Annotated in this window: 31 protein-coding genes; 10 read left to right on the forward strand and 21 right to left on the reverse strand. The window is 62.8% G+C overall.

Annotated features, from left to right (window positions below):
* The first annotated feature begins 67 nt into the window (after positions 1 to 67).
* Entirely contained in the window at positions 68 to 1,066 is a 999-nt protein-coding gene (locus tag AC1DPX_RS33100; protein ID WP_477242079.1) for a nicotinate-nucleotide--dimethylbenzimidazole phosphoribosyltransferase, read from the forward strand.
* A 20-nt stretch (positions 1,067 to 1,086) separates the two neighbouring features.
* On the opposite strand, the gene AC1DPX_RS33105 is transcribed toward AC1DPX_RS33100, so the two are convergent.
* Both AC1DPX_RS33105 and AC1DPX_RS33110 read right to left on the reverse strand, forming a co-directional pair.
* Complete coding sequence (locus tag AC1DPX_RS33105; RefSeq protein WP_477242081.1) at positions 1,087 to 1,614, reverse strand: GNAT family N-acetyltransferase; 528 nt, start codon at positions 1,612 to 1,614, stop codon at positions 1,087 to 1,089.
* Between the two features lie 49 nt (positions 1,615 to 1,663).
* A complete protein-coding gene (locus AC1DPX_RS33110; protein WP_477242084.1) occupies positions 1,664 to 3,184 on the reverse strand; it encodes a sensor histidine kinase in 1,521 nt (506 codons plus the stop codon).
* 76 nt (positions 3,185 to 3,260) lie between these two features.
* On the opposite strand from AC1DPX_RS33110, the gene AC1DPX_RS33115 reads away from it, so the two are divergent.
* The 4 genes from AC1DPX_RS33115 to AC1DPX_RS33130 all read left to right on the forward strand — a co-directional run bounded on the left by AC1DPX_RS33115 (position 3,261) and on the right by AC1DPX_RS33130 (position 5,742).
* Positions 3,261 to 3,881 (forward strand): thermonuclease family protein, encoded by a 621-nt coding sequence (locus AC1DPX_RS33115; RefSeq protein ID WP_477242086.1) that lies wholly within the window; start codon positions 3,261 to 3,263, stop codon positions 3,879 to 3,881.
* 35 nt (positions 3,882 to 3,916) lie between these two features.
* The gene (locus AC1DPX_RS33120; RefSeq protein ID WP_477242088.1) at positions 3,917 to 4,528 is read left to right on the forward strand and encodes a glutathione S-transferase; all 612 of its coding nucleotides are present in this window, start codon (positions 3,917 to 3,919) and stop codon (positions 4,526 to 4,528) included.
* Positions 4,468 to 5,142, forward strand: a complete 675-nt coding sequence (locus AC1DPX_RS33125) for a uracil-DNA glycosylase family protein (protein WP_477242090.1) — start codon at positions 4,468 to 4,470, stop codon at positions 5,140 to 5,142. The genes AC1DPX_RS33120 and AC1DPX_RS33125 overlap by 61 nt, the downstream gene beginning before the upstream one ends.
* Before the next feature lie 108 nt (positions 5,143 to 5,250).
* Positions 5,251 to 5,742: an Lrp/AsnC family transcriptional regulator gene (locus tag AC1DPX_RS33130; RefSeq protein WP_006205209.1), complete on the forward strand. Its 492-nt coding sequence runs from the start codon at positions 5,251 to 5,253 to the stop codon at positions 5,740 to 5,742.
* A 15-nt stretch (positions 5,743 to 5,757) separates the two neighbouring features.
* On the opposite strand, the gene AC1DPX_RS33135 is transcribed toward AC1DPX_RS33130, so the two are convergent.
* The 13 genes from AC1DPX_RS33135 to moaA form a co-directional block, all read right to left on the reverse strand.
* Positions 5,758 to 6,324: a DUF3299 domain-containing protein gene (locus AC1DPX_RS33135; RefSeq protein WP_477242092.1), complete on the reverse strand. Its 567-nt coding sequence runs from the start codon at positions 6,322 to 6,324 to the stop codon at positions 5,758 to 5,760.
* 45 nt (positions 6,325 to 6,369) lie between these two features.
* The gene (locus tag AC1DPX_RS33140; RefSeq protein WP_477242094.1) at positions 6,370 to 6,948 is read right to left on the reverse strand and encodes an N-acetyltransferase family protein; all 579 of its coding nucleotides are present in this window, start codon (positions 6,946 to 6,948) and stop codon (positions 6,370 to 6,372) included.
* Positions 6,908 to 7,612 (reverse strand): DNA alkylation repair protein, encoded by a 705-nt coding sequence (locus tag AC1DPX_RS33145; protein ID WP_477242096.1) that lies wholly within the window; start codon positions 7,610 to 7,612, stop codon positions 6,908 to 6,910. Before AC1DPX_RS33145 ends, AC1DPX_RS33140 begins: the two co-directional genes overlap by 41 nt.
* A gap of 6 nt (positions 7,613 to 7,618) precedes the next feature.
* Entirely contained in the window at positions 7,619 to 8,488 is an 870-nt protein-coding gene (locus AC1DPX_RS33150) for an NAD(P)-dependent oxidoreductase (protein ID WP_477242098.1), read from the reverse strand.
* A gap of 106 nt (positions 8,489 to 8,594) precedes the next feature.
* Positions 8,595 to 9,416 (reverse strand): ABC transporter permease, encoded by an 822-nt coding sequence (locus tag AC1DPX_RS33155; RefSeq protein WP_202354402.1) that lies wholly within the window; start codon positions 9,414 to 9,416, stop codon positions 8,595 to 8,597.
* Complete coding sequence (locus tag AC1DPX_RS33160) at positions 9,413 to 10,132, reverse strand: ABC transporter permease (RefSeq protein WP_202354403.1); 720 nt, start codon at positions 10,130 to 10,132, stop codon at positions 9,413 to 9,415. Before AC1DPX_RS33160 ends, AC1DPX_RS33155 begins: the two co-directional genes overlap by 4 nt.
* 79 nt (positions 10,133 to 10,211) lie before the next feature.
* Positions 10,212 to 10,997, reverse strand: a complete 786-nt coding sequence (locus AC1DPX_RS33165; protein ID WP_202354404.1) for an ABC transporter substrate-binding protein — start codon at positions 10,995 to 10,997, stop codon at positions 10,212 to 10,214.
* 159 nt (positions 10,998 to 11,156) lie between these two features.
* Positions 11,157 to 11,660: a molybdopterin-guanine dinucleotide biosynthesis protein B gene (mobB, locus tag AC1DPX_RS33170; RefSeq protein WP_202354405.1), complete on the reverse strand. Its 504-nt coding sequence runs from the start codon at positions 11,658 to 11,660 to the stop codon at positions 11,157 to 11,159.
* Positions 11,657 to 12,283, reverse strand: coding sequence for a molybdenum cofactor guanylyltransferase MobA (mobA, locus tag AC1DPX_RS33175; protein WP_477242100.1), 627 nt, complete (start codon positions 12,281 to 12,283; stop codon positions 11,657 to 11,659). Before mobA ends, mobB begins: the two co-directional genes overlap by 4 nt.
* 43 nt (positions 12,284 to 12,326) lie before the next feature.
* Positions 12,327 to 13,247, reverse strand: coding sequence for a DMT family transporter (locus AC1DPX_RS33180; RefSeq protein ID WP_477242102.1), 921 nt, complete (start codon positions 13,245 to 13,247; stop codon positions 12,327 to 12,329).
* Positions 13,248 to 13,428: 181 nt separating this feature from the next.
* Positions 13,429 to 13,788, reverse strand: a complete 360-nt coding sequence (locus tag AC1DPX_RS33185) for a hypothetical protein (RefSeq protein ID WP_096445990.1) — start codon at positions 13,786 to 13,788, stop codon at positions 13,429 to 13,431.
* A 119-nt stretch (positions 13,789 to 13,907) separates the two neighbouring features.
* Positions 13,908 to 14,402, reverse strand: a complete 495-nt coding sequence (locus tag AC1DPX_RS33190) for a hypothetical protein (RefSeq protein ID WP_202354408.1) — start codon at positions 14,400 to 14,402, stop codon at positions 13,908 to 13,910.
* A 56-nt stretch (positions 14,403 to 14,458) separates the two neighbouring features.
* Positions 14,459 to 15,454, reverse strand: a complete 996-nt coding sequence (gene moaA, locus AC1DPX_RS33195; RefSeq protein ID WP_477242104.1) for a GTP 3',8-cyclase MoaA — start codon at positions 15,452 to 15,454, stop codon at positions 14,459 to 14,461.
* Positions 15,455 to 15,649: 195 nt separating this feature from the next.
* Between moaA and AC1DPX_RS33200 the strand changes: the two genes are divergently transcribed.
* Together AC1DPX_RS33200 and AC1DPX_RS33205 are read left to right on the forward strand one after the other, a co-directional pair.
* Positions 15,650 to 16,003, forward strand: coding sequence for a gamma-butyrobetaine hydroxylase family protein (locus AC1DPX_RS33200; RefSeq protein ID WP_069093416.1), 354 nt, complete (start codon positions 15,650 to 15,652; stop codon positions 16,001 to 16,003).
* Between the two features lie 169 nt (positions 16,004 to 16,172).
* Positions 16,173 to 16,784 carry a pyridoxamine 5'-phosphate oxidase family protein gene (locus tag AC1DPX_RS33205; RefSeq protein WP_202354410.1) on the forward strand — a complete coding sequence of 204 codons (612 nt, stop codon included), beginning with the start codon at positions 16,173 to 16,175 and terminating at the stop codon, positions 16,782 to 16,784.
* Positions 16,785 to 16,817: 33 nt separating this feature from the next.
* On the opposite strand, the gene AC1DPX_RS33210 is transcribed toward AC1DPX_RS33205, so the two are convergent.
* Both AC1DPX_RS33210 and AC1DPX_RS33215 read right to left on the reverse strand, forming a co-directional pair.
* The gene (locus AC1DPX_RS33210; RefSeq protein WP_477242106.1) at positions 16,818 to 17,984 is read right to left on the reverse strand and encodes a TolB family protein; all 1,167 of its coding nucleotides are present in this window, start codon (positions 17,982 to 17,984) and stop codon (positions 16,818 to 16,820) included.
* Between the two features lie 90 nt (positions 17,985 to 18,074).
* A complete protein-coding gene (locus AC1DPX_RS33215; RefSeq protein ID WP_477242108.1) occupies positions 18,075 to 18,527 on the reverse strand; it encodes a MarR family winged helix-turn-helix transcriptional regulator in 453 nt (150 codons plus the stop codon).
* Between the two features lie 47 nt (positions 18,528 to 18,574).
* Between AC1DPX_RS33215 and AC1DPX_RS33220 the strand changes: the two genes are divergently transcribed.
* Positions 18,575 to 19,486, forward strand: coding sequence for an alpha/beta hydrolase (locus AC1DPX_RS33220; protein WP_477242110.1), 912 nt, complete (start codon positions 18,575 to 18,577; stop codon positions 19,484 to 19,486).
* A gap of 7 nt (positions 19,487 to 19,493) precedes the next feature.
* Here the strand turns inward: AC1DPX_RS33220 and AC1DPX_RS33225 are convergent, their stop codons facing one another.
* Positions 19,494 to 19,895: a rhodanese-like domain-containing protein gene (locus tag AC1DPX_RS33225; protein WP_477242112.1), complete on the reverse strand. Its 402-nt coding sequence runs from the start codon at positions 19,893 to 19,895 to the stop codon at positions 19,494 to 19,496.
* A 59-nt stretch (positions 19,896 to 19,954) separates the two neighbouring features.
* Positions 19,955 to 20,569, reverse strand: coding sequence for a TetR/AcrR family transcriptional regulator (locus tag AC1DPX_RS33230; RefSeq protein WP_477242114.1), 615 nt, complete (start codon positions 20,567 to 20,569; stop codon positions 19,955 to 19,957).
* 100 nt (positions 20,570 to 20,669) lie between these two features.
* Here AC1DPX_RS33230 and AC1DPX_RS33235 point away from each other — a divergent pair, with 100 nt between their 5' ends.
* Positions 20,670 to 21,416, forward strand: a complete 747-nt coding sequence (locus AC1DPX_RS33235; protein ID WP_477242116.1) for a 3-oxoacyl-ACP reductase family protein — start codon at positions 20,670 to 20,672, stop codon at positions 21,414 to 21,416.
* Between the two features lie 210 nt (positions 21,417 to 21,626).
* Positions 21,627 to 23,507 carry a L,D-transpeptidase family protein gene (locus tag AC1DPX_RS33240; RefSeq protein WP_477242118.1) on the forward strand — a complete coding sequence of 627 codons (1,881 nt, stop codon included), beginning with the start codon at positions 21,627 to 21,629 and terminating at the stop codon, positions 23,505 to 23,507.
* A gap of 4 nt (positions 23,508 to 23,511) precedes the next feature.
* Here AC1DPX_RS33240 and AC1DPX_RS33245 read toward each other — a convergent pair whose 3' ends face one another.
* Positions 23,512 to 23,994 (reverse strand): hypothetical protein, encoded by a 483-nt coding sequence (locus AC1DPX_RS33245; protein WP_477242120.1) that lies wholly within the window; start codon positions 23,992 to 23,994, stop codon positions 23,512 to 23,514.
* A 114-nt stretch (positions 23,995 to 24,108) separates the two neighbouring features.
* Complete coding sequence (locus AC1DPX_RS33250) at positions 24,109 to 24,843, reverse strand: lysozyme inhibitor LprI family protein (RefSeq protein ID WP_477242122.1); 735 nt, start codon at positions 24,841 to 24,843, stop codon at positions 24,109 to 24,111.
* Positions 24,844 to 24,926 lie beyond the last annotated feature (83 nt).

Raw genomic sequence — 24,926 nt, forward strand, 5'->3', positions numbered from 1 at the left:
GAGAGGTTGTGCCGATCACGCAACGCGGCTATGCCGCTCACCAAATCCAGGAATGATTGCTCACGACATGACCAGCGCACTGCCTTTCGACGATTTCCGCAACCTGCTCGACAATCTGCCGTCAACCGATCTCAAAGCCGAAGCGCGGGTGCGCACGCTGTTTGCCAAGGCCGACAAGCCGGTGCATTCGCTCGGCCGGATCGAGGACATTGCCGCGTGGCTTGCCGCCTGGAGCGGCCGGGCTCCGCCCGCGGTGACAAGGCCGCTGATGGCGGTCTTTGCCGGCAACCATGGTGTCGTCAGGCATGGCATTTCGCCACGTCCGGTGGCGGCGACAGCCAACGCGGTCGAACTTTGCGCGGCCGGTGGTGCGGCGATCAACCAGATCTGCATTGCCAACGACCTTGGGCTGAAGGTGTTCGATCTCGCCCTGCACATCCCGACCGGCGACATCACCGATGACGCCGCGCTCGACGAACGCGGTTGCGCGGCGACCATGGCCTTCGGCATGGAAGCGATCGCCGGCGGCACCGACCTGCTTTGCCTCGGCGATCTCGGCGTCGGCAATTCCACCGTCGCCGCGGCGCTGCTTGCCGCACTGTTCGGGGGCAGGGGTGCCGACTGGGTTGGCCCGGGATCCGGCGCCGACGCGGCGATGCAGGCGCGCAAGGCCGATGTGGTCGATGCGGCGCTGGCCTTTCATCAGAACCATCTCGAGGACCCGTTGGAGGTGCTGCGCCGGGTCGGCGGCCGCGAGTTCGCGGCGATAGCAGGCGCCATCCTCGCCGCGCGGATGCAGAAGATTCCGGTCCTGCTCGACGGCTTTGCTGCAACGGCTGCCGCTGCGGTGCTTTATGCCGCGGCCCCCGCGGCGCTGGACCATTGTCTTCTCGCCAGCCTGTCGCCGGAGCCCGCGCATGCCAAGGCCGCCGAACTGCTTGGCTTCCGTCCGCTGCTTGACCTCGGCATAAGCCATGGCGAAGGGGCAGGGGCAGCACTTGGCGCGGGCCTGGTCAAGGCGGCGGCGCTGACCAGTTCGGGCATGGCGGCGGCTGTGCGGGCCTAGGGTTTCAGGTCCCCGGCGCATCAACGCCTGGGATTGGGGATGTGATAGACGACCGAAATGTATTTCGGGTTGGAGCGGGTCTCGACGATCGAACCGCCGAGGCCTTCCGCGATTCTTCGGCTCGCCACGTTCTCTTCGGCGACAGGGTACGCGAAGCAGTCCGGATCGAGTTCCCCGTACGCCCATGCCGCCACGGCAGCGACGGCCTCCCGGCCGATGCCGTTCCCATGGACGTCCTCTCTTATCCAAATTCCGATCTCGGGACGGGCCGTCTTCGCCGCATGCAGGCCGACCAGCCCCAGACAGCGATCGTCCACCAGCGAGCGCACAACAAAATGCAGATCCGATCCGTCAAGGATCGGCGCCAGCCAGGATCGCCAGACCTCGGCGAAGGCCGTTGGTGATCGCGGCGGTTCCCACTGCATGAAACGAGTGATCGCGGGCGTGATGGCGGCAAAGACTTCGTCAGCATCATCGGCCGTAAACAACCTAAGGTGAAGCCGCTCCGATTTGATTTCGACGCCGCCGGCATCCCAACCTGCGCTCATTGCGGTCTGCGTTCCTCTTTGGGCAATGAAGGCAGGTCGCTGGGGTCGCCTACCGCCGTCGTGCCGCCACTGCCGCGGTTGGCAACGCCGGCAATTCTTCCATCACCCGGCTCAGCGGGAAGATGGCGATCGCCTCGGTGCCTTCGCGCAGCTTGGAATGAAGCTCGAACTCGCCGCCATGCATGGCAAGCAAGCCTTGCACGATCGGCAGGCCAAGCCCGGTGCCCTGTTCGGCGCTCTTGATGGCGATCGAGCCCTGGCCGAAGGCCGAGAGCACGACCGGAATTTCGTCCTCGGGAATGCCGGGGCCATTGTCCTTGACGGAGATGTATTGCCCGCCGCCTGCCGTCCAGCCGACACGGACGCGGATTTCGCCGCCGGTGGCGGTGAACTTTATGGCGTTGGACAGAAGGTTGAGCGTGATCTGGCGCACGGCGCGCTCGTCGGCGAACAGCCGCGGCAATGTCTGTTCGAAATCCTGGATGACGCGGATATCCTTGTTACGCGCCCTCAGTTCCATCATATGGCAGCAGTCCTCGACGATGTTCAGCAGCATCACCGGCTCTTCGTTGAGCTGGTAGCGGCCGGCCTCGATGCGCGACAGGTCGAGAATCTCGTTGATCAGGTCGAGCAGATGCTGGCCGGAATCATGCACGTCATTGGCGTAGTCGCGATAGGTGGGATTGCTCATCGGCCCCAGCACCTCGTTCGCCATCACTTCGGAAAAGCCGAGAATGGCGTTGAGTGGCGTGCGCAATTCATGGCTCATCGACGCGAGGAAACGCGACTTTGCCAGATTGGCATCCTCGGCCCGCCGCCGCGCCTCGTCCGACATGGATTTTGCCGTCTCCAGTTCGGCGATCAGCGCATCCTTTTCGGAGCGGAACGACAGCAGCATCAGCGAGGAGCGGTTGATGTGACGGGCGACATAGACGAAGAAAGGCAGAGACAGGACAAGCAGTCCGGCCATGATCGCCTCGACCGGCATCCACAGCCTGGCGCCGAGATAGGCATAGAGCGCCACCGGCACGGCAAAGGTCGCCAGCAGCGCGCCGCTGAGCGACGAGGCCATGAGGGCTGTCCCGGCCATGGCAAACAGCAACACCACCGCCTTGACCACCTGGAACTGGTCAACGGCGCAGGTGCCGCAGCCGAGCAAGACGAACCAGGCCCAGCCGAGGCCGCAAAGGAAATGGCCGACCAGGAATTCCCGTCGTGCCTGCAAGGGGTTGAGCTCAGCAGCTTCCGTGCGCTCGATGCGCCGCGCCATGAAGGCGACGACCGTATAGCAGGTAAGCGTGAACAGCGCCCAGAGCCCGATCTCGTTGCCGACACCGGCGAGCCTGCCGGCGGCGGCGATCGCCAGGACGAGAAGCGGGATCACGACGGCGCCGCTTGTCATGGCGCGCGCGTGGAGTTTCAAGAGTTCGCGGTCGAAATCGGGATTGCCGGCCTGCTGCGAAAGACGGTCGCGCGTCTTGCGCACCGCGCGCGCCACATCGCTGTTGCGATGAGGTTTCCTGCGGTCCACAATGAACTTGTCCGCTGTGTTCGAGCGTTGCAAGGGCATCAAAAGCTTCAATTTATGCGCGCAGCGATTTCAAGGTGTTAAGCTACGTTCGAATGATTAACCAACCGTTTGCCATATGAGCCGTTCCTGGTCGCCGAGATCGCGCCAACGGTACGCACCGGTGCCCAGAAGCCCGTGGCGGCGGCTTCTGGATTATGGGCTTACGACAGTCATTCTGGGACTGCTGATCCTGCTGGCGGCGCGCCTCGATCGGGTGGAAACGCGCCAGACGCAAGGCGCTGCCATCATCAATGACGGCGATTCGATCACGCTCGGCACCGAGCGCATCCGCATGCGGGGCATCGATGCCCCCGAGTACACCCAGATCTGCCGCAGGAATGGCGCCGACTATGCCTGCGGCACGCTAGCGCGCCAGTCGCTGGTGCGCCTGGTTGCCGGCAGGCCGGTCACCTGCAGCGGCTGGCAGCGGGATCGCTATGGCCGGTTGCTTGGCGACTGCAGGGCCGGCGGGACCGACCTCAACCGCGCCCAGGTCGAGGCGGGCTGGGCCGTGGCCTTTGGTGACTTCGAAAGCGAGGAAGCGACCGCCCGCGCTGCCAAGATCGGCATCTGGGCGGGCACGTTCGATCAGCCGCAGGACTGGCGCGACAGCCATCACGGCGAGGTGGTGGAGCGAAAACACGGCACGCTGGCGTCGATCGGCGACGCCATGCGGGAGATTTTTCGCTTCTGGTGAAGCGTATCGGCCTGAAACGGGAAAGGGAGGATCGAATGAAGCTCTTCGACGGCGGCCGGGCGCCCAATCCGCGGCGGGTACGCGTGTTTCTTGCCGAGAAAGGGATCACGGTTCCGCTGGTATCCGTCGACATGGGGGCGCTGGAGCACAAAGGCCGGACTGTTAGCTCGCGCAATCCCCTGCAGCGCCTGCCGCTGCTGGAGCTCGACGACGGCACCGTCATCACCGAATCCGTCGCCATCTGCCGCTATTTCGAGGAGTTGCATCCAGAGCCGGCCCTGTTCGGGCGCGGCGCGCTCGGCAAGGCACAGGTCGAGATGTGGCAGAGGCGGATGGAGTTCAATCTGCTCAGCAGCGTCGCGCAGGCCTTTCGCCACATCCATCCGGCGATGAAGGACTGGGAAATTCCGCAGATTCCCGAATGGGGCGAGGTCAACAAGCCGAAGGCGGTCGCATTCCTGAAGCTTCTGGACGACGAACTGGCGAGCCGCGAATTCGCCGCCGGCGACAGCTATTCGATCGCCGATATCACCGGCCTGATCGCGATCGACTTCATGAAGCCGGCACGCATCAAAGTGCCGGAGGAATGCACCAATGTGCTGCGCTGGCATCAGGCGATCTCCAGTCGGCCGAGTGCCGCCGCTTGAGCGTGGAACTGGACCATTTTGCAGCGAAGGTCCGGGCCTGCCGCATCTGCGTCGAGAATCCCGCCGGCAAGCCGCTGCCGCATGAGCCGCGGCCGGTGCTGCGGCCCTCATCCAGCGCCCGCATCCTGATTGCCGGCCAGGCACCGGGAACCAAGGTTCACCTGTCGGGCATGCCGTTCACCGATGCCTCCGGCGACCGCCTGCGCAACTGGCTTGATGTGTCCAGCGACGAATTCTACGACACCGAGAAATTCGCCATCGTGCCGATGGGCTTCTGCTTTCCCGGCCAGGATGCCAAGGGGGGCGACCTGCCGCCAAGACGCGAGTGCGCTCCCGCCTGGCGTGCGCCGTTGATGGCCTTGATGCCGCGGATCGACCTGGTGCTGACGATCGGCCTCTACGCGCAGTCCTGGCACATGGGCGCCGCGCGCCGCCCCTCGCTGACGGAAACGGTGAAGGACTGGCGCGCCATCTGGGAGAGTTCGGTGGGTGCGAAAGTGCTGCCGCTGCCGCATCCGTCCTGGCGCAACAGCGGCTGGCTGAAGCAGAATCCGTGGTTTGAAATGGATTTGCTGCCTTTCCTGCGCTCGGAAATCCGCTATCGCCTTGATTAGGTATTCAGCAAGAAATCACTCGCTTTTGTGGCGATCGGCAGAATTTCTTTCTTGTGAAAGCCCGGAATAAGAGGGAGTATAGCCAAACTATTCCTCCAGGAGCCTCTAATGGACCGCCTTGACCGAAAAATTCTCCGCCTCCTGCAGGAGGACGCGACGCTCGCGGTGGCCGATGTCGCCAAGAAAGTCGGCCTGTCGACCACGCCCTGCTGGCGCCGCATCCAGAAGCTCGAGGAGGAGGGCGTCATCAAGCGGCGCGTCGCCATTCTCGACCATGAGAAAGTCAATGTGCGGGTCACCGTGTTCGTCTCGATCCGCACCAATTCGCACAGCCATGAGTGGTTGCGGCGGTTTTCCGAGGTTATCCAGGAGTTTCCCGAGGTGGTCGAATTCTACCGCATGAGCGGCGATGTCGATTATCTCTTGCGCGTCGTGGTGCCCGACATCGCCGCCTACGACGCCTTCTACAAGCGGCTGATCGCGAAGATCGAAATCCGTGACGTGTCGTCGTCCTTCGCCATGGAGCAGATCAAGTACACGACCGAAATCCCGCTCGACTACATGGTGCTGGACAAGGAATCGGGCGCCAACGCTGCCTGAGTGGGCGGCACCCGATCAGTTCTTCTTCTTGTTGAGGAAACTCCAGGGCGAGTTCACCGGCAAGGTGATGGTGTCCGGCACGGTGTCGACCCCGACCACCTGCGCCTTGCGCACGGTGTAACCGGACTGGATGACGCTGACGCCATCCAGAATGAACAGCTGGCTCTTTTCCATGCCCGGCTTCAAGGCACCGGTGACGGCGACCGACTGGTAGGCTTGTGACATCTTGTAGGGATGGGATGGCGTGACCAGCACGATCTGGTTTGGCGGCGGCGTCGGCATGTGGCTGCACGCACCGGTCCACGGCACCAACAGGAACTGATAGACGAGGTCACCGTCGCGATCGACCGGCAATGCATAGCCGGCTAATTGTATCGTCTTGTCCTGCAGGGTGAGCGACAGCGTCTCGCCATGATCGGGCAATTTTGCCGCGATCATCGGCAGGCCGGCGTCTTCGGCGACTGCCTGGCTCGCCGGGCGCAGGTCCTTCCAGAAAATGCGCATGGTCTCGGCCGAGGCGCCGGCAGCGGTGAGAGACAGCGCGGCCGCGAGCGCCAGAATTGATTTGAAATGGGTGCCCATGCCGCTTCCTTTTAGGGCCGAGTAAAGACGCCGAGGTCAATGACGTCAATGCTCGAGCCGCATCACATGTCGGCGAGAACCGGCCATGCCAGCCTCATGGAATCCCCGAGATGCAAACATGTCGCGAAAGCCCATGAAGCGGTAACTCGGCGACGCCTCGGCCACGGGATAGGCCTCGATGATGCGCGCGCCCTTGGCGAAGGCATGATCGATGGCGGCATCGAGCATGGCCGAAGCAAGGCCGCCGCCGCGCAGCGCCCTCGGCACATAGAAGCAGACGATCGACCATACGCCTGTCTCGCCGTCATCCTGCCGCTTTGAAAGCTTGCGATAGGTCTCGCGCGGCGCGACCGAGCACCAGGCAACGGTCTTGCCGTCGATCTCGGCGAGGATGCCGACCGGGGTGCCGGCATCGATGAGCGCCATCATCTGGCGCTTTTTCTCATCGTTCTGGAGGTGCTCGCGGCCGGAATGCCGCCAGGCCATGCACCAGCAATATTTTGGCGCGCCCGGCTGCTCGAACAAAGCCTCGAAGCGACCACGGGTCGCCGGCGTCACCTCGTTGAAGCGGACATTGGCGAGGTCAAATTTTTCTGGCGGCGAGGCGTTCGAGTGTTTTGGCATCCGACAATTCCTTGACGGCATCCTTGCCGATCCAGCGCGCGGTCTTGTCCGGGGAGCCGGCAAGCTTCTGCGCCAGGGCCAGGGCAGGGGCGTGCAGGCTCATCGAGCGCTTGCCGATCTGCCGCAGCGCCCAGTTGACGGCTTTCCTGACGAAATTCCGCTCATCGCCGGCATGGGCTTCGATCAAGGGCAGATAGGACAGGAATGTCGCCTCCGGCTCTCTCTTCAAATGCACGGCTGCCCAGGCCAGCATGGCAAAGGCCGTGCGGCGGACGAATTCGCGCTCATCGGCCGCGAACTCCGCGATCAGATCGCGCCAGAACGGCGTATCGACGAACAGGTCGGAGACGGTATCGACAACTTCCCATGAATCAAAGTCGCCGGCCCAGCGGCGGCAGTCCTCTCTGGTGATCTTCTTGGCCTCACCGGTGAACGCAGCCAGCAACCGCGCTTCGCGAATGCCGCTGGCCCACAGCGCCAGGGACCGCTCGTGGTTGCGCTTCAGCTTGCGCGCCAAGGGCCGCAAATCCGTGTTGCCGACACCAAGCGCCGTTGCCGTGTTGATGCCGAACCGCGCCATGCCGGCGCGATTTTCCTCGGAGCCGATCGAACGCAGATGCGCGACGATGTCCTGCGCGGTCCAGCCTGGAGCGGGCAGGGACATGGCCGCCTACTTCTCCAGCCGCGCCAGCAGCGAGGACGTATCCCAGCGCTTGCCGCCCATGGCTTGCACGTCCTTGTAGAACTGGTCGACAAGCGCAGTCACCGGCAGTTTGGCGCCGTTGCGGTCGGCCTCAGCCAGGCAGATGCCGAGATCCTTGCGCATCCAGTCGACGGCGAAACCGAAATCATACTTGCCGGCATTCATGGTCTTGTGGCGGTTCTCCATCTGCCAGGAGCCAGCCGCCCCCTTGGAAATCACCTCGATCACCTTCTCGATGTCGAGCCCGGCCTTCTTCCCGAAATGGATGCCTTCCGACAGGCCCTGCACCAGCCCGGCGATGCAGATCTGGTTGATCATCTTGGTGAGCTGACCGGCACCCGCCGAGCCCATCAGCCCGACCATGCGGGCATAGGCATCGATGATTGGCCTCGCCTTGTCGAAGGCAGCCTGGTCGCCGCCAACCATGACGGTCAGCACGCCGTTCTCGGCTCCGGCCTGGCCGCCGGAGACCGGCGCGTCGAGAAACGAGAAGCCGCCGGCTTGCGCGGCTTCTGCCAATTCGCGCGCGACTTCCGCCGAGGCCGTGGTGTTGTCGATGAAGACCGATCCTTTCTTCATCGATTTGAAGGCGCCTTCGGGACCTGTCGTCACCGAGCGCAGATCGTCGTCATTGCCGACGCAGGAGAAGACGAAGTCCTTGTTCCTGGCTGCCTCTGCCGGCGTGACAGCAAGGCTGCCGCCATGCTGGCCAACCCATTGCTCGGCCTTGGCCCTGGTGCGGTTGTAGACGGTGACGTCGTGGCCACCCTTGTTCTTCAAGTGACCGGCCATTGGATAGCCCATCACGCCAAGACCGAGAAATGCCACAGATGCCATGAGCTTGCCCTTCAGACGAAACGAAATTGCTGCGAAAGCTCTATGCGCTGCGCACAATTCGTCAAGACGCCTGTGGCGCGATCGACTGGTGCAGCGTGGGAACTCGTCAGCGTTTCAGATGGATGGTGATCCGGCGCTCGATCCATTCGATCGCATGGCGCAACAGCTCGACCATCACGAGGTACACCAGCGCGACCCAGATGTAGGCCTGGATGTCGAAGGAATTGGCGAAGGCGAGTTTTGCATTGCCCATCAGGTCGTAGACCGTGATGATGGCGACGATGGCGGAGGCCTTGACCATCAGGATCAGCTCGTTGCCGTAAGGCCGCAAGGCCACGACCAGGGCCTGCGGCAGGATGATCCTGCGCAGCGTCTGCAGCTTGTGGAGGCCGAGTGAGGCAGCGCCTTCCCATTGGCCCTTAGGTACGCTTTCGATGGCGCCGCGCAGGATTTCGGCCTGGTAGGCGGCGGTGTTGAGCGCAAAGGCGAAGACGCCGCAGTTGAAGGCGTCCTTGAAAAAGTCCCAGAGGCCGACCGACTGGAGTTCGACGCGGAACGAGCCCAATCCGTAATAGACCAGATAGGTTTGGACCAGCAGCGGCGTGCCTCGGAAGAAATAGACGTAGCAATAGGCGAGGCCGGACAGGATGCGGTTTCTGGACATACGCCCATAGGCGACAGGCACCGACAGGATAGCGCCGAGCACCATCGATATCGAAACCAACGCGAGCGTTACCCCAAGCCCTCGCAGATAGGCCGGTGCATATTTGGCGAAGAAGTCAGCATTCCAGGCAAAGACGAGATAGCTGACGATGCCGATGCCGAATAAAACCCATAAGCAGACCAGCGCATAACCGGCGATACGCCTGCGCGGCCAACCGCGCGCCCGCGGCGGGGGCCGTTCGACCAGGGTGGCTGTGGCGCTCATCGCTGAGCCTCCCGCCGGCCAAGCGAGCGCAGTATCGCGCTGCTTGCAAAGGACGACACTACGGCCAGGGCAAGAAAAACCAGTGCCGCAACACCATAGAAAAGAAATGCGTGCTTGGTGACCCGGGCAGCGGTGTAGGCATTGCGCAATGTCTCCGCGAGGCCAACGACAGACACCAGCGACGTGTCCTTCAGCAGGCTCAGCCAACAGTTCTCCAGTCCGGGAAACGCGATGCGCAGCAGCTGCGGCACGATCACCTTGCGCATTGTCTGCCCGTAGGAAAGACCGATGGCATAACCGCCCTCATACTGGCCTTTGGGGATGGCGCGGAAGGCCGAGAGGAAAACCTCGCTGGCATAGGACGAAAAAATCAGCGCCAGCACGATCATGCCGGCGACGAAGCTGTTGACGTCGATGGTCGCTTCGGGTCGAAAATAGTGGATGAGATGCTGTAGCAAGATCGGCACGCCGAAGAAGAACAGGAAGAGCGTCACCAGTTCAGGCAGGCCGCGAAAGACCGTGGTGTAGATGTTGGCGGCCAGGCGCAGCGAAGGTTCTTCGGACTGCTTGGCGAGTGCAATGAAAAAGCCGATCGTCAATCCGATGGGCAGGGTGGCAAGCGCAAGCGCAACGGTGATTAGTGCGCCATAAACAATATCGTCACTCCAGCCATCGGGTCCCCAACTGAGAAGTGTCCATATGCTTTGGGCTGGCATCGACAGGTCTTATCCCCACAGCGTTCCTAAGATGAATAGAAAGACGGCGGGGATTTCCCCGCCGTCTTGATCCTCTCTATCAGGACTCGGCGCCGTAGACGTCGAACTTGAAGTACTTGTCGTTGATTTCCTTGTATTTTCCATTCGCGCGGATGGCGTCGATGGCCTCATTGAGCTTGTTGACCAGGTCGGTCTCGCCTTTGCGCACGGCGATGCCGGCGCCCGGCCCGAAGATCTCGACCGGCTGCGGCGAGGGCTGGCCGAGAATCTTGCAGCAGGCGCCATCAGGCGAGTCCAGCCACTGCTGCAGCACGACGATATCGTCCTCGATAGCGTCGAGACGGCCATTGGCGAGATCTGCCTGCTCCTCGGGGCTGCTCGGATAACCCTTCACGGTGCTGTCGGTGTAGGTTTTCGAGGCATAGTTGAAATGGGTGGTCGTCGTGGCGACACCGATGGTCTTGCCGGCGAGATCTGCCTTGGTCACACCCTTCAGGGTCGAGTCTTTCGGCACGGCGAGTGCCGAGGGCGTGTTGTAGTATTTGTGGCTGAAGTCGACCTTTTCCTTGCGCTCCGGGGTGATCGACATCGAGGCGACGATGGCGTCGAACTTGCCGGCCTGGAGTGCAGGAATGATGCCGTCCCAATCCTGGGCGACGAAGGTGCACTTGACCTTCATCTGGTCGCAAAGCGCTTGGGCGATGTCGATGTCGAAGCCGACGAGCTTGCCGTCGGAGGTGAGGTTGTTGAACGGGGGATAGGCGCCTTCCGTGCCGATCCTCAGGGTCTTTTCCTGGGCCTGGGCTACGCCGAGCGTCAGCAGCGCAGCCGATGCGGCGAGCGCGATACGCAGTGCAATACGCATGATAGTCCTCTCTTTTTGGTCCCGGCCGTCGTTCCGAAACGGCTCTGTGGGGCGGTGCTTTTGACCGCCCGCTGAGGGCGATACTCCCACTCTTTCCAAGAAAAAAGCAACTGCAAAACCACCGAAATCGGCAATGGGGTTCTGCCGTTACGTTACATCTCAAGCAACGAGGCCGGTGGTGCGCTCGATGAAGTCGACTATCGATTTTGCGTCATCGAGGTCGAATGCCGGCAGGCTCTTGTCCGTGACGGCGAAATCGGCGGCGATGGCGACAATATTGGGATCACCTGCTGAAAGCGGCGTCCGGTCCTTCGCTTCCAGGCGCCGCGTTTCGATCTTGCGGTGGGATTCGCGCTTGTAGCCTTCGACCAGCACGATGTCGCATGGGGCGAGTCGCGAGAGGATGCTCTCCAGCGGCGGCTCATCCTCGCCGCGCAATTCGTGCATCAGCGCCCAGCGGTTGCCGGACACGATCGCAACCTCGGTGGCGCCGGCCTGCCGATGGCGGAAGCTGTCGGCGCCCGGCTTGTCGATGTCGAAATCATGGTGAGCGTGTTTGACCGTCGAGACCCTCCAGCCGCGCCGCACAAGTTCGGCGACCAGCTTTTCGGTCAAAGTGGTCTTGCCGGAGTTTTTCCAGCCGGTGATGCCGAAGATGTTCATGATGTCATGCTCTGCAACAGCCGCCCGGCCTCGGCAAGATCATCAGGCACATTGATGTTGAAGAATGGATCGAGACCCGCCGATTGCAGGACCGGGAATTCCACCTCGACATAACCAAGGCGCTCGATGAACGTCGAAACCCGCCTGTTGTCCTCATCGACCAGGAAATGCCGCAAGGCATCGCGGCATTCGGTCGGCCACAATGCGAAGGTCGGGTGCCGCCTGCCGGCCGAGGAGGCGACGGCAATCGAACCGGGATGGTCGCCAGCCGCCGCCGCCAGGCGGTCGACGAGATCGAGCGGCAGGAAAGGCGTGTCGCCGGCGGCCGTGACGACAGCCTTGCAAGGTGTGCTGGCCACGGCCCATTCGAGGCCTGTCAGAATCCCCGCAAGCGGCCCAGCGAAACCTTCAACGGTGTCGGCAAGCACGGGCAGCCCGAAACGGGAGAAGCGGTCGGGATCGCCATTGGCGCTCAGCGCCAGGGTTTCGATCTGCGGGCCAAAGCGCGACAGGACCTGGTCGAGCACGCTGCCGCCGCCGAGAGGAAACAGGCTTTTGTCGCCGCCTCCCATCCGCCTCGACTGGCCCCCAGCCAGGACTATCCCTGCAATATCTCGCTCCATGCATCGAGCCTGTACGCCAGCCGCCAGAAATCACAAGACCCGGCTAGATTCCATCCGGCGCCACGGCCGGCCCGGTTGTTTCGGCGACAATCCTTCGCCGGCCAACCACCCGTTCGCGATAGAGCGCATAGAGACCCGAACCGACGACGATCGTCGCGCCGACAATCATCGGCATGTCCGGTATGTCGCCGAAGACGATCAAGCCAAGCAGGATGGACCAGAGGAGCGCTGTGTAGCGGAACGGCGCGATGAAGGAGATTTCGCCCGAGCGCATCGCCATGATGATGAATTGATAGCCGATGAGCACGAGCACGGCAGCCAAAGCCAGAAGCGCCGTGCTTTTGCCGGTCATCGGCGTCCAGCCACCCATGGGCGACAACAGCACCGCGCCGACGACGGTCATCGCCAGCGCGGTGGCGGTCGAGACCAGCATCGTCGGTGTGGTTTGGGGGATGCGCTTGGTGGCGAGATCGCGCACGGTGCAGCAGGCGACGCTGGCCAGCGTCCAAAGGGAATAGATGGTGAAGCCGTCGAAACCCGGCCGCACGATGACCATCACGCCGGCAAAACCGGCGGCGATCGCGAGCCAGCGCCGCCAGCCGACCGCTTCGCCGAAAAACAGTGCTGCTCCCATCGTCACCGCCAGCGGCAGCGCCTGGAGAACGGCCGACACGCTGCCGATCGGCAAATGGGCAAGCGCCACGAGAAATGACACGGTGGCGCCGGCTTCACCCACGACACGGACTGCCACCAGCGGCTGCAGCATCAGGCGCGGCCGCGCAAGCGCGCCACGTTGCCAGGCCAGCAGGCCGACGAAGAGCGAGGCAAAGGCTCCCCTGATCAGCATGACCTGCGCCATGTTCATCGACTGCGACGAGTATTTGGTGATGGCGTCGTTGAGCGTGAAGCCAACCATCGCCACCACCATGAACAACGCGCCGCGAAGATTTGGGGAAATAGGCAAGACATCTACCGGTTGCTTGGACAACCAGCCTGTAACAGCCCGCGACGAAACAGCAATGGCAAAGGGCTGGGCCAGGACCGGGCGCATTCGTCATCGCCGGCGTGAAATCGATCCCGGATTCGGGTGCGAATCCGATAGGGAGGCGGATTCGCCTCCCGGAAGCTGTGCGGCCGTGGGATGTCTATTTCTTCGGCGTCAAGATCTCGGTGCCGTTGCCTTCCTTGCCGGCGATGGTCCAGAGGCCATGCAGCGAGCCGTCATCCTCGACCTTGTAAACAACAAGGCCGATGTCCTTGCCCATGACATAGCCGGCGGAGAACGCGTCGTCGTTGCGCATGCAGATGCCGTCCGAGGAAGAGCCGCCGGTTTCCCAGTGGATCGTGCAGGTGGTGCCGCTGGTCAGTGTGATGGTGGCTTCGCCGCCATAGGCCGATCCGTCGAAATTGGTGCCGGCGACGGTGTAGGTGCCGCCGATCGACTGCGCCGCCGCGGGCAGGGCCGTGAAGCCAAGCAATGCCAGAGAAAGAATGAGTTTGCGCATGACGTTTCCCCCTATCAGCGAAAAACCGCTTTCAGGGGAAGGCTAGGCCGGAACAAGCCGGCCGTAAATCCGGCGACGGTTCGCGAAGAAGACTTTTTCTGGGGTGTGATCCGAAATACTCACTGTCCCCTGAGACTGCCGGCAATGGCGCCGACCAGCGGGTCATATTTCGCCTTCAGGGCCGGCGGGTATTCGATCCAGACCGTGCGGATGACGCCGTCCCTGCCGAACAGGCGCCGCTCGTAAAAGATCTTGCCATCCTTCACTCCCGACAGCACCGCCCAGTCCTTGCCGACCTTGCTGTAGGTGACCGTGTAGCCCGGTTCCTTGCTTGCCTTTTCGTCGGCGACAAAGCCTTTCGGCGTGTCGTCGTCGACGTTGAGGATGCCGGAGCAGATCAGGCTGGCGCCATCGGCACTCAGCCAAACCTGGCCGTCGCCATTTTCGGGCTCGGGCTGACGATCGGTGAAGATCTCATCGGGAAATGTGCAGACGGTGCCGAAGCGCGCGTTCACATAGGTGAAGGGCTTGGCGATTGCCGTTGTTGTAACGATGGTCGCCAAGGACATCGCTGCGGCCAGCGACGGTGAGCCGATCCGACAAACACGCAGCATGATGCCCCCTCGGCCCAAGTAACCAAAGACAGTCTTGCACCAAATCGGAGAAAAAATCAGCCGCCGGTGACGCTCATATGCCGGGACACCGCGGGACGGCTGGTGCGCCGGTCGATGATGAAATCATGGCCCTTCGGCTTGCGGCCGATGGCCTCGTCGATCGCGTCGGCGACAAGCTCGTTGCCTTCGGATGCACGCAACGGCGCGCGCAGGTCGGCGGCATCTTCCTGGCCGAGGCACATATAGAGCGTGCCGGTGCAGGTCAGCCTGACGCGGTTGCAGCTTTCGCAGAAATTATGCGTCATCGGCGTGATGAAGCCGAGCTTTCCGCCGGTTTCTGCGACCTGGACATAGCGGGCAGGGCCGCCGGTCTTGAAGGGAATGTCGGTCAGCGTGAACTGGCGCTCCAGCGAAGCGCGCAGCAGCGACAGCGGCAGGTACTGGTCGGTGCGATCGGCGTCTATCTCGCCCATCGGCATGGTTTCGATGACGGTGAGATCCATGCCACGACCATGCGCCCAGCGCATCATGTCGGGCAGTTCGACGTCGTTGAAATCCTTCAGCGCCACCGCGTTGAGCTTGACCTTCAGCCCGGCCGCCTGAGCGGCATCGATGCCTTGCATGACCTTGTCGAGATGGCCCCAGCGGGTGATCTGTTGGAACTTGTCGGCGTCAAGCGTGTCGAGCGAGACGTTGATGCGCTTGACGCCGCAATCGGCGAGTTCGGCGGCGAAGCGCGACAGCTGCGAGCCGTTGGTGGTCAGCGTCAGTTCTTCCAGCGCACCGCTGTCGAGGTGGCGCGAAAGCTGGCGCACCAGATGCATGATGTTCTTGCGCACCAGCGGCTCGCCGCCGGTGAGGCGCAGCCTCTTGACGCCCTTTTCGATGAAGACGGTGCAGAGCCGGTCCAGCTCTTCCAGCGACAGCAGGTCCTTCTTCGGCAGGAAGGCCATGTCCTCGGCCATGCAATAGGTGCAGCGGAAATCGCAGCGGTCGGTGACCGACACTCTGAGATAGCTGATCGTGCGACCGAAGGGGTCGATCATGTTCATGTTCGAGCGTTTCCGTGGCCGTTAGCGGGCGCCGTTATATACAGCTATGTGATACGATCCAGCCCGCCATTCAAGATACCGCTTCTCGATCTTTGGTAACATCCCGGAGCCGACACGGCGTGTCGGTCGTCTATCAGGACTTTTCCCCTCTCGCGAAGCGGCGTAGGGAAGGGCAATCGATATGGGATCAACAGCATGACCGCGCCAAAAGAACTCAGGGTCTCCAAGGACCGCAAACTGCTGTCGGTCACCTTTCCCAACCACCAGCCATTCGAACTGCCGGCGGAGCTATTGCGCGTCGCCTCGCCATCGGCCGAGGTGCAGGGTCACTCGCCCGACCAGCGTGTGACGGTTCCCGGCAAGCGCAATGTGGCCATCCTCAAGATCGAGCCGGTCGGCAACTATGCTGTGCGCATCACCTTTGACGATTTCCACGACACCGGCATTTTCACCTGGAACTATTTGCATACGCTCGGCCATGAGAGGGATGAGCGTTGGAATGCCTATCTGGCCGAGCTTGCGGAAAAAGGCTTGAGCCGCGATCGCTAGATCAGGATGACGTTTGGTTGGATCGTCACCCTGATCTAGCTTTTTTGTTGGAGCATGATCTTTTCCGAAAACCGGTTCCCACTTTTCGGGATCTTGCTCTGATCCCGCCGCTGTCGTCAAAACGTCATCGATGTGGGGTAGCGCCGGCAAAGGTTCGGAGACAAAGAAGATGCCGCTCATCACCACGGTCGAACAGCTCGAGGCGCTCTACGGCGTTCCTGGCGAAGCCTCACTGGTCAAGGAACTCGACCACGTCATTCCTGAATATGCCGCCTTCATTGAGGCCTCGCCCTTTGTCGCGCTTGCCACCAGCGGCCCGGAGGGGCTGGACTGTTCGCCGCGCGGCGATCTCGCCGGCTTCGTGCGCATCGTTGGTCCCAAGACATTGATGATGCCGGACCGGCGCGGCAACAATCGCGCCGATTCGCTGCGCAATATCATCCGGGATCCGCGCATCGGGCTGCTGTTCCTGGTTCCGGGCTCCGGCACGACGCTGCGCATCAATGGCCGGGCACATATTACCACGGATTCCGCGCTTTGCGCGTCCTTCATGGTCGACGGCAAGGCGGCGCGGTCGGTGACCGTCATCGACGTCGATTCGGTCTATTTCCAGTGCGCCCGCGCCATCGTCCGGTCGGAGCTCTGGAACCCGGCCAGGCATGTCGATCCGAAGTCGCTGCCGACGCCCGGAAAAATCCTCGAAATCACCAGCCGCAAGAACATCGACGGAGAAACCTACGACAAGGAATGGCCCGAGCGGGCGAAGAAAACAATGTGGTAACCGGTTCGCCCTCCTGCGAATTGTGTCGCGGGCCTATTGTCCCAACGTGACGAACAGGACCGACCCCAATTTGTCGCCCATCTGCGCGATGATCATGGTGTCGTTGGAAGCCCAGGTGAAAGGCTGCTGGCCGCAACAGACTGTTGGGAAAAATCCGCCGCCGATGAGCAGCCGGGCCGGCTTGCCAGGCGCCTCGGCGAGAAACAGACCTCCGGGCATATCGGCGTTGGCTCTGTCATATGTGATATAGGCCAGCGCTGATCCGGTCGGCGACCATGCCACCCCGACGACGTTCTGGACAAGATCGACCGGCACGATCTCGCCGCTCTCCAGATCTATTACCCTGGCGTCGATGCCACTGGCAGTTCGCCCGAGCAACAACAAGAACTTCCCGTCGGCCGAAAAAGCCAGGCTCGCCGGCTGGCCCGCGTCGCTCATTGCCGCGACGCGCTTCGGCGTCGCTTCGCCGAGCTTCAACAGATATATGCCGGCCCTGTCGGCGTTGTCCTTGTCCGCGAGGCTGTAAGCCACTTGCTTGCCATCCGCCGAGACTGTCATCGCCCAGACCCGAAAACTGCTTTTGGAGGCGATTTCGAATGCGACGCGAGGATCGCCGCCACCGGCTTCGATCGTCATCAGGCTCGTCGAGCCGCCTTGCTTGATGCCTCCGTCCGGAACGGCGTAGCGCACGAAAGCGATAGTGTCGCCGTCGATCCAATGGGCGAGAATGTCCAGGTTCGCCGGTCCTTTGCCGTCCAGAAAACTGCCGGCGAAGCCATCCTCGGTCAGGTTCCTGACGGTAAATGTCGCAGGATCGAACAGCCGGATGTCCGTATCGCGAAAGAACTCCAGCCCGTAAGTGTATGTCGGCATCAGCAGCTGGCTGCCCGCGGGGGACCAGAACATGTCAGCCGCTTCACCTGGGCTATTGTCGGGCGTGGATTGCATGCAGGCGACTTTTGCCCAGGATCCCATCTGGGACGGAGCCAGCAGACAGAACTCGCTGCCGTTGAGATGAAGCACCCGACTGCCATCCGGCGAAAGCAGCGCCGCCTTCTGACCGGCACTGATCCACATGTCCTCGATGACCTTGGTGTCGAGGACGCGAAACTTCGCATAATCCTGTGCGGCAGCGCGGCCGCATAGAGCCGCAACGATGCCGGGTACAAGCATGGGCAAATTGCGCAGGGTCGGGGTCATTTCGATCGTCCCTCAGGCGAAACGCAAGAATCCCGCATAGTTCTGAGTTTTTCAACAGCCTTCGCGAGAGGATAGCGATGATCCTGCCGTTCACGCTTCCTTCAGCACCTCATAGATCTTGCGCATCTGATCGCCGATCATGTCGCATTGTTCCGGCGTCGACTGGCTCATCGCCTTCTCGATCAGCGCCATATGCACTTTCAGCGCCTGCATCAGCAGGGCCTCGCCGGCTTCGGTCAGGGCGAGCCGCAGGATGCGCTTGTCCTTCTCGTCGCCTTCGCGGCGCAGCAGGCCGCGCGTCTCCAACTGCGGCAACAGCATCGTGATGTTGGAGCGGCCGACGAGCAGCCTGCGGGCAAGGTCGTGCTGCGACATGCCGGGATGGCGGTAGAGGTTCATCAGCACGTCGAGCTGCGCCGGCTTCAGGTCAAGCGGCGCGAGTTTCACCGCCAGCGTGCGCTCCAGCACATGGCAGGCGCGCGCCACCGCGACCCAGTTGCGAAAACGCGGGTTGTCCCAGGGTAGCTCTTGTTTATTGTTCATCTTTGAACTATTATGTTCATGCTTGAACGTATGGATGGATTCTCACTATGGCATCAATCGGGCTGAAGGTCATCCGGAGCGTATTTGGTGCGGCCGAGCATATTGCGCCACGCATCACCGGGCGCGCGGCTTTCGAACTGTTCTGCCGCACGCCGAGCGCCAAGGCGCTGACCGACGGCGAGCGCCGCGCCATAGGCCGGGCCGCGGAGTTCATGACCGAGGCGCGCCATCACCGGCTGAAGACCAGGACCGGCTGCGTGATGGTGCACGAGTTCCGGCCGGAACCGGGCAGGGCCGCACTTGGCACCGTGCTGGTCGTCCATGGCTGGCGATCGCGCACCGAATATATGCGCGCCTTGATCGAGGGCTACCGCGCGGCCGGCTACAGGGTCGTCTCCCTGGACCTGCCGGGACACGGCCATTCGCAGGGCCGGCACCTGAACATGGTCAATGCGGTCGACGCGGTGCGGGCCGCCGGCGAATGGTTCGGCCCGTTTGTCGCGGCGGTGGGGCATTCCTTCGGCGGCGCCGTTGCCGCCAATGCCATTGCCGGTTCGGTCAAGGACATTCCGCCACTGGCGGCCGGACGTCTTGTGCTGATTGCAGCCCCAAGCTCCTTGCCGGCGATCTTCGCCGATTTCAGCCGCATGCTCAATGTCGGGCCGCGTTCACAGGTCGCGATGGCGGAACGTGTCCAGCATTTGTCCGGCCGGCCGCTGCATGAATTCACCGGCGACCGCCAGCTCGCACAGGCGCCGGTGCCGACGCTGGTCATTCACGCGCCTGACGATCGCGAAGTGCCGGCCGAGCACGCAAAGCGCTATGCCGGCGCCGGCGGCCATGTACGGCTGCACTGGGCCGACGGGCTCGGCCACCGCCGCATCCTCGCCGACAAGGGCGTGGTCGCGAGCGCAGTCGCCTTCGTCGCGGAGCACCGCGAACCGTCCTTCCTGCATTGAGCTGCGGTCAGGCTATTTTCTTCTTCTCGCCGGGCTCGACCGGCAGTCCGGCCGCCTTCCAGGCGGTGTAGCCGCCAAGGATGTGCTTGACCGGCGACAGGCCCATATCCTGCGCCGTCTTGGTGGCGAGCGCCGAGCGCCAGCCGCCGGCGCAGAAGAACACAAAACTCTTGCCCGAGGCGAAGAACGGCTTGTGGTAGGGGCTTTCCGGATCGATCCAGAATTCCAGCATACCGCGTGTGACATGTTTGGCGCCGGGAATCCTGCCGTCGCGTTCGACCTCGCGCGGGTCGCGCAGGTCGACGAAGATGGTGCCTTCGTCCTCGAGCAAACCTGCGGCTTCTTCAGGCGAAACCACTTCGATCTCGGCGTTGGCTTCATCCAGCAGTTCGCGATAACCCTTTTTCACCGACGTTCCTCCCGGCCTTGCTGGCAGGTCGGAATTTCGAGCACAACAGCCTGCGTTTGTCACGCTCTCTCGGGGCCTGCCAGCGTCTGCCAGGCAGCCATCGCGCCAGCGACGGTCGCCATAAGCGCGGAGCACGACGCGCCGTCGCGCGCCTGGATGGACATGCCGTGCTGCACCGTGGCGTAGAAGGTCGCCACGGCACCGCAGTCGAAGCCGGCCGGCAATTCACCCTCGGCCACGCCGCGCTCCAGGCGCTTGCGAAGGGCCGTGAGGTTTTCGGCTCGGCGGCGACGCAAATCGCTGCAGATGGCACCGCTGCTTGAATCCTCATGCAATGCGCCCAGCGCAATCAGGCATCCCTGTGGGCGATCGGTCTGCGAATAGGCCCTGGCTGTCCGCCGCAGGAAGTTCTCGATCGCCTGGCATGCCGTCGATGCCTTGTCCAGGGCGGCCCAGATCTCGGTTCCTTCGGCTTGCGTGTAATATTCGGTCGCTTCGAGAAACAGCGCCTCCTTGCTGCCGAAGGCGGCATAGAGGCTGGGCGAACTGATACCCATCGCCGTCGTCAGCTCGGCGATCGACGTACCCTCATAGCCCTTGGCCCAAAACAGCTCCATCGCGCGCCGCAGGGCGGCGGTTCGATCGAAGGTGCGGGGACGGCCTCTTTCCGACATGTTCTTCTTTTCTGTGTTGATCGATACATAAATGAGTTGACGCGGTCCAGCAAGGCTGCCAGATATTTATGTATCAATCACTACATAAATGGAGAAACAGATGTCTTCCAGCGATTTGAACGGCAAGGCGGCGCTCGTCACCGGCGGCAGCCGCGGCATTGGGGCGGCGATTGCGCGAAGGCTCGCGGCCGAGGGCGCAGATGTGGCGCTCACCTATGTGCATGGCGAGGAACACGCCCGTTCGGTCGTCGCCGAGATAGAGGCCAAGGGCGGCCGCGCCATCGCCATCAAGGCGGACAACCGCGACGCCGAGGCGATAGACAGGGCCGTCGATGACGCCGTCGCGGCATTCGGACGGCTCGATATTCTGGTCAACAGTGCCGGCATCTGGCGTGCGGCGCCCATCGACACATTGTCGTTAGCCGACTTCGACGAGACCATGTCGGTCAATCTCAGAGCCCCTTTCATTGCCTCGAAGGCGGCAGCGGCGCATATGGGCGAGGGCGGCCGGATCATCTCGATCGGCAGCAATCTCGCCGAGCGGGTCACCGACACCAGCCTCGGCGCCTATTCGGCAAGCAAGGCGGCGCTGGTCGGCCTGACCAAGGCTCTCGCACGCGACCTCGGTGCGCGCGGCATCACCGCCAATGTCGTCCATCCCGGCTCGACCGACACCGACATGAACCCGGCGGACGGACCGCATGCCGACCACCAGCGCCAGAAGATGGCGACGCCGCGATTCGGCAAGGCCGACGACATCGCCGGCATGGTTGCCTGGCTTGCCGGTCCGGAGGGGCGTTTCGTCACCGGCGCCGCGTTGACCATCGATGGCGGCGCCAACGCCTGAATTCTGGGGCATTCCTCAGGCTGGAGCGAAACACCCGCGCTCCAGCCGTCACGATCTTGTGAAACCGTTCTGCAACAGGCTTTCCAAAATTTATGAAAGCTTAACGAAATCGGTATGAATCGGTATAGTCGCGCCTTACATCCGCCATGCGGTGAGCGAGACGGTCTAGCGTGCGGAACGGGAACCGGTTGCGGCCGGAGCGGGTGATCCATGAAATTCCTCGGTAAAAAAGCAACCGCGATGCCGCTTGTGGCGATCGCGGCAACGCTCGCCCTCGGCGCGCCTCAGGCAAGTGCGCAAGGGCTGTTCGACATGCTGTTTGGCGGCGGCATCCGGCATGAGCCGGAAGGCGAGTTTCCGCCTCCGCCAAAGCACAAGCCCAAGCCGAAAGTCCCGGCTGGCGGCGGCACGAAGATCAGCAGCCCGTCCTACTACACCTACAAGGCAGACAAGCTCGTTCGCGTCGATTTCTCGACGCTGTCCGCCGCGCCCCAGCCGGCGGCGCCACAGGACGCGGCGTTCGTTCCGTCGGCCACCGGGGCTGCTTTCCACGATGCCATTGCCAGTCTCAGCGACTACGAACTCTACGCCGAGCCCGACATCGCCAAGGCGCTGATCGCCTATTACTCGGCCAATCCGGACTTCATCTGGGTGAACGGAACCAGCCTCAACAGCCGCGCCCAGGATGCGGTGCGGGTGCTGGGCGAGGCCGCGAGCTACGGGCTGACGCCCGCCGACTACACGGTCGATGTGCCGGCCACGACTTCGGCCCCTGTGGATGACGCGGCCAAGCTCAGGGAGCTCGTGCGCTTCGAGATGGCGCTGTCGGCGCGCGTGTTGCGCTACGCCCATGACGCCCAGAACGGCCGTGTCGAGCCCAACCGGATGACCGGCTACTATGATTTCCCGGCCAAGCCGCTCGACATGGTCGGCGTGCTGAAGACGCTGGCGCATACGCAGGAAGTGCGCACCTATCTCGAATCGCGGCATCCGCAGAATGCGGAATATCAGGCGCTGCGCGTCGAGCTGGAGGCCTTGCAGGCCAGTGCGGAAAACGAGATCGTCGTCGACCCCAAGCTGCTGCTGAAGCCGGGCGAGACCAGCCCCGAACTGCCAAAGCTGCTGTCGCTGATTGCGCGCAGTCTCGATGACGAGATGGGCGGCACCTATGGCGAGCTGCTGTCGCGGCTGGCGACCAGTGAAGTCTACGTCCCCGAGCTGGTGCCGCTGATCAAGGCGGTGCAGGTGAAGGAAGGCATGAAGGGCGACGGCGTCATCGGTCCGCGCACCGTCGCCTTGCTGGCCGGCACGTCGAAGGCCGACAGGCTGCTCAAGGTGCAGGTGGCGCTGGAGGAACTGCGCTGGCTGCCTTCCGATCTCGGCAGCCCGCGCGTCTTTATCAACCAGCCGGCGTTCACCGCGAGCTACATCGACAACGGCGAGGAGAAGCTGAAGACGCGCGTCGTCGTCGGTCGGGTCACCAACCAGACGGCGTTCTTCTACGACCAGATCAAGCAGGTCGACTTCCATCCCTATTGGGGCGTGCCGCAGTCGATCATCGTCAACGAGATGCTGCCCAGATTGCGCAACGATCCCGGCTATCTCGACCGGGCCGGCTACGAGGTGACGGATTCGCGCGGCAAGCGCATTCCCTCGTCGGCGGTCAATTGGGGCGCCTATGGCGCCAACATCCCCTACAGCGTGCGCCAGCAGCCGAGCGAGGCCAATGCGCTGGGTGAACTGAAGATCCTGTTCCCCAACAAGCACGCGATCTACATGCACGACACGCCGCAGAAATCGTTCTTCAAGCAGGACATGCGTGCGCTCAGCCACGGCTGCGTGCGCCTGCAGGACCCGCGCGGCATGGCGGCGGCGGTGCTTGGCACCTCGGTCGACTATGTCGCCGAGAAGCTGAAGCACGGCCATTCGACCGAGGATGTGACGCGCAAGATTCCGGTCTATGTCGCCTATTTCACCGCATGGCCCGACCTGTCCGGCAAGGTCGAGTATTTCAATGACGTCTACGATCGCGATACACGGCTGAAGCAGGCCCTGGACGCCACAGAAGCGGTTCGCTCACCCTCGAGCTGATCGTTTAGAATTGCGACAATGGGCGACGGAAACCCGCCTCCCGACCGGCGATCAGCCAGTAGATCAATCCGGCGACGAGGCCGGCGGCGGCGATGATGCCGATATCGGCCCAGCGCTCCGGATCCATATCCTCCGCCGGAACCGGCCAGATCAGGAAGAAGCCGCCGGCGGCGGCAGCGGCGCCGAAAAACATGTGCATCAGGACATTGCGCAAGGAGAAGAACTCGGCGATCAGCGCGAAGATCAGCGTTTGCAACCCGGTCACGACAATCGTCAGGAAATAGACGAACATGCCGAGCGGCGGCACCACCAGGACAGCGATCGGGCTGACGCCCATCATGTCGAAATAGGCCGGCGCGTTGGGCAGGGAACTGAGCGCAGCATAGATCGCCACCACGGCGACCAGGCCGACCAGTATGGCGACCAGATAACCAGCGAGCATCATCAGGATGCGCTTCAACACATGCTTTGCCGTCGCCATGCCCATCCCCCCATGCGGCGCAGTCAACCGTTGCAGTCAGCCATCAAAGACGATCTGGCGCAAGGGGAGCGACCGAGCGGGCCCTTTTGCAGGCATTCGTGGATCGCGAGGCAGGGCTGATCAGGCGCCGCCACACAGATGCTGGGAGTCCGGCAAGGCCCAGGAACCTTTCGCAACCAGATCGATCGAATAATAGACCCGGCCACGGTCATCATCCCTAGGACAATCCCTGGGAATCGCGATCAGGCACATCTCGACGGGGTCGCCGACCTTCGAGGCGGCGAGGCCGGGTTCGCGATCATAGGAAACGGACCCGCCGCCATTGGTGAAGGTGGCGGCGCTGCCTGCGTCGGGCGTGGCCGTTTCCAGCGGATCGTCGCCAAGCCGCGTGGTCAGCGTCTTGATATGGGTGGACGCGCATTGCCCGACTGCCGAGGGCAGGGGCTGATCCTTGTTGCCGGGGTTGCGCGCGGCAGCGTCAAGCGCCTTCTTGCCGATCAGGGCGATATTGTAGTCCTGCACCCAGGCCGGCGCATTGCCATAGGTCTGCAAGGCATTGTTCAGCGCGCTGACGATGCAGGCGGTATCGCTCTTGCAGGCGTTGCGGTCGGCGATCAGCCCGCGGGCGATCTTGCGCTTGTCGCCGCCGAAGGCCGGCTCGAAGCCCTTGTAGGCCTTGGCGACCAGCAGATCGATGGCCGACAGCTGCGGATCGGCGCAGATCGCCTTCTCCGCCGGCAGGCTCGCCTTGGCGCAGTCGAAAGACGGCCCGTCGGCCCGCGCCGAAGGTGCCGCAAGGACGCTGGCGGCCAGGATGATGGCAAGGACAAGCACGGTTCGAACGAAAAATCGCATGACTGCCCCCAAGCCAACAGGCGCTGCCCTCCGCCCTGGCATGCATATCACACGCCAAGGATGGACAATTTGCGGCAGCCATT

The organism is Mesorhizobium sp. 01N446, from assembly GCF_056399285.1.

What these genes read in the sequence shown, in the direction of transcription:
- AC1DPX_RS33100 (WP_477242079.1), top strand. Translation starts at nt 68, where the DNA reads ATGACCAGCGCACTGCCTTTCGACGATTTCCGCAACCTGCTCGACAAT.
- AC1DPX_RS33105 (WP_477242081.1), bottom strand. Translation starts at nt 1,614, where the DNA reads ATGAGCGCAGGTTGGGATGCCGGCGGCGTCGAAATCAAATCGGAGCGG.
- AC1DPX_RS33110 (WP_477242084.1), bottom strand. Translation starts at nt 3,184, where the DNA reads ATGCCCTTGCAACGCTCGAACACAGCGGACAAGTTCATTGTGGACCGC.
- AC1DPX_RS33115 (WP_477242086.1), top strand. Translation starts at nt 3,261, where the DNA reads ATGAGCCGTTCCTGGTCGCCGAGATCGCGCCAACGGTACGCACCGGTG.
- AC1DPX_RS33120 (WP_477242088.1), top strand. Translation starts at nt 3,917, where the DNA reads ATGAAGCTCTTCGACGGCGGCCGGGCGCCCAATCCGCGGCGGGTACGC.
- AC1DPX_RS33125 (WP_477242090.1), top strand. Translation starts at nt 4,468, where the DNA reads ATGCACCAATGTGCTGCGCTGGCATCAGGCGATCTCCAGTCGGCCGAG.
- AC1DPX_RS33130 (WP_006205209.1), top strand. Translation starts at nt 5,251, where the DNA reads ATGGACCGCCTTGACCGAAAAATTCTCCGCCTCCTGCAGGAGGACGCG.
- AC1DPX_RS33135 (WP_477242092.1), bottom strand. Translation starts at nt 6,324, where the DNA reads ATGGGCACCCATTTCAAATCAATTCTGGCGCTCGCGGCCGCGCTGTCT.
- AC1DPX_RS33140 (WP_477242094.1), bottom strand. Translation starts at nt 6,948, where the DNA reads ATGCCAAAACACTCGAACGCCTCGCCGCCAGAAAAATTTGACCTCGCC.
- AC1DPX_RS33145 (WP_477242096.1), bottom strand. Translation starts at nt 7,612, where the DNA reads ATGTCCCTGCCCGCTCCAGGCTGGACCGCGCAGGACATCGTCGCGCAT.
- AC1DPX_RS33150 (WP_477242098.1), bottom strand. Translation starts at nt 8,488, where the DNA reads ATGGCATCTGTGGCATTTCTCGGTCTTGGCGTGATGGGCTATCCAATG.
- AC1DPX_RS33155 (WP_202354402.1), bottom strand. Translation starts at nt 9,416, where the DNA reads ATGAGCGCCACAGCCACCCTGGTCGAACGGCCCCCGCCGCGGGCGCGC.
- AC1DPX_RS33160 (WP_202354403.1), bottom strand. Translation starts at nt 10,132, where the DNA reads ATGCCAGCCCAAAGCATATGGACACTTCTCAGTTGGGGACCCGATGGC.
- AC1DPX_RS33165 (WP_202354404.1), bottom strand. Translation starts at nt 10,997, where the DNA reads ATGCGTATTGCACTGCGTATCGCGCTCGCCGCATCGGCTGCGCTGCTG.
- mobB (WP_202354405.1), bottom strand. Translation starts at nt 11,660, where the DNA reads ATGAACATCTTCGGCATCACCGGCTGGAAAAACTCCGGCAAGACCACT.
- mobA (WP_477242100.1), bottom strand. Translation starts at nt 12,283, where the DNA reads ATGGAGCGAGATATTGCAGGGATAGTCCTGGCTGGGGGCCAGTCGAGG.
- AC1DPX_RS33185 (WP_096445990.1), bottom strand. Translation starts at nt 13,788, where the DNA reads ATGCGCAAACTCATTCTTTCTCTGGCATTGCTTGGCTTCACGGCCCTG.
- AC1DPX_RS33190 (WP_202354408.1), bottom strand. Translation starts at nt 14,402, where the DNA reads ATGCTGCGTGTTTGTCGGATCGGCTCACCGTCGCTGGCCGCAGCGATG.
- moaA (WP_477242104.1), bottom strand. Translation starts at nt 15,454, where the DNA reads ATGAACATGATCGACCCCTTCGGTCGCACGATCAGCTATCTCAGAGTG.
- AC1DPX_RS33200 (WP_069093416.1), top strand. Translation starts at nt 15,650, where the DNA reads ATGACCGCGCCAAAAGAACTCAGGGTCTCCAAGGACCGCAAACTGCTG.
- AC1DPX_RS33205 (WP_202354410.1), top strand. Translation starts at nt 16,173, where the DNA reads ATGCCGCTCATCACCACGGTCGAACAGCTCGAGGCGCTCTACGGCGTT.
- AC1DPX_RS33210 (WP_477242106.1), bottom strand. Translation starts at nt 17,984, where the DNA reads ATGACCCCGACCCTGCGCAATTTGCCCATGCTTGTACCCGGCATCGTT.
- AC1DPX_RS33215 (WP_477242108.1), bottom strand. Translation starts at nt 18,527, where the DNA reads ATGAACAATAAACAAGAGCTACCCTGGGACAACCCGCGTTTTCGCAAC.
- AC1DPX_RS33220 (WP_477242110.1), top strand. Translation starts at nt 18,575, where the DNA reads ATGGCATCAATCGGGCTGAAGGTCATCCGGAGCGTATTTGGTGCGGCC.
- AC1DPX_RS33230 (WP_477242114.1), bottom strand. Translation starts at nt 20,569, where the DNA reads ATGTCGGAAAGAGGCCGTCCCCGCACCTTCGATCGAACCGCCGCCCTG.
- AC1DPX_RS33235 (WP_477242116.1), top strand. Translation starts at nt 20,670, where the DNA reads ATGTCTTCCAGCGATTTGAACGGCAAGGCGGCGCTCGTCACCGGCGGC.
- AC1DPX_RS33240 (WP_477242118.1), top strand. Translation starts at nt 21,627, where the DNA reads ATGAAATTCCTCGGTAAAAAAGCAACCGCGATGCCGCTTGTGGCGATC.
- AC1DPX_RS33245 (WP_477242120.1), bottom strand. Translation starts at nt 23,994, where the DNA reads ATGGGCATGGCGACGGCAAAGCATGTGTTGAAGCGCATCCTGATGATG.
- AC1DPX_RS33250 (WP_477242122.1), bottom strand. Translation starts at nt 24,843, where the DNA reads ATGCGATTTTTCGTTCGAACCGTGCTTGTCCTTGCCATCATCCTGGCC.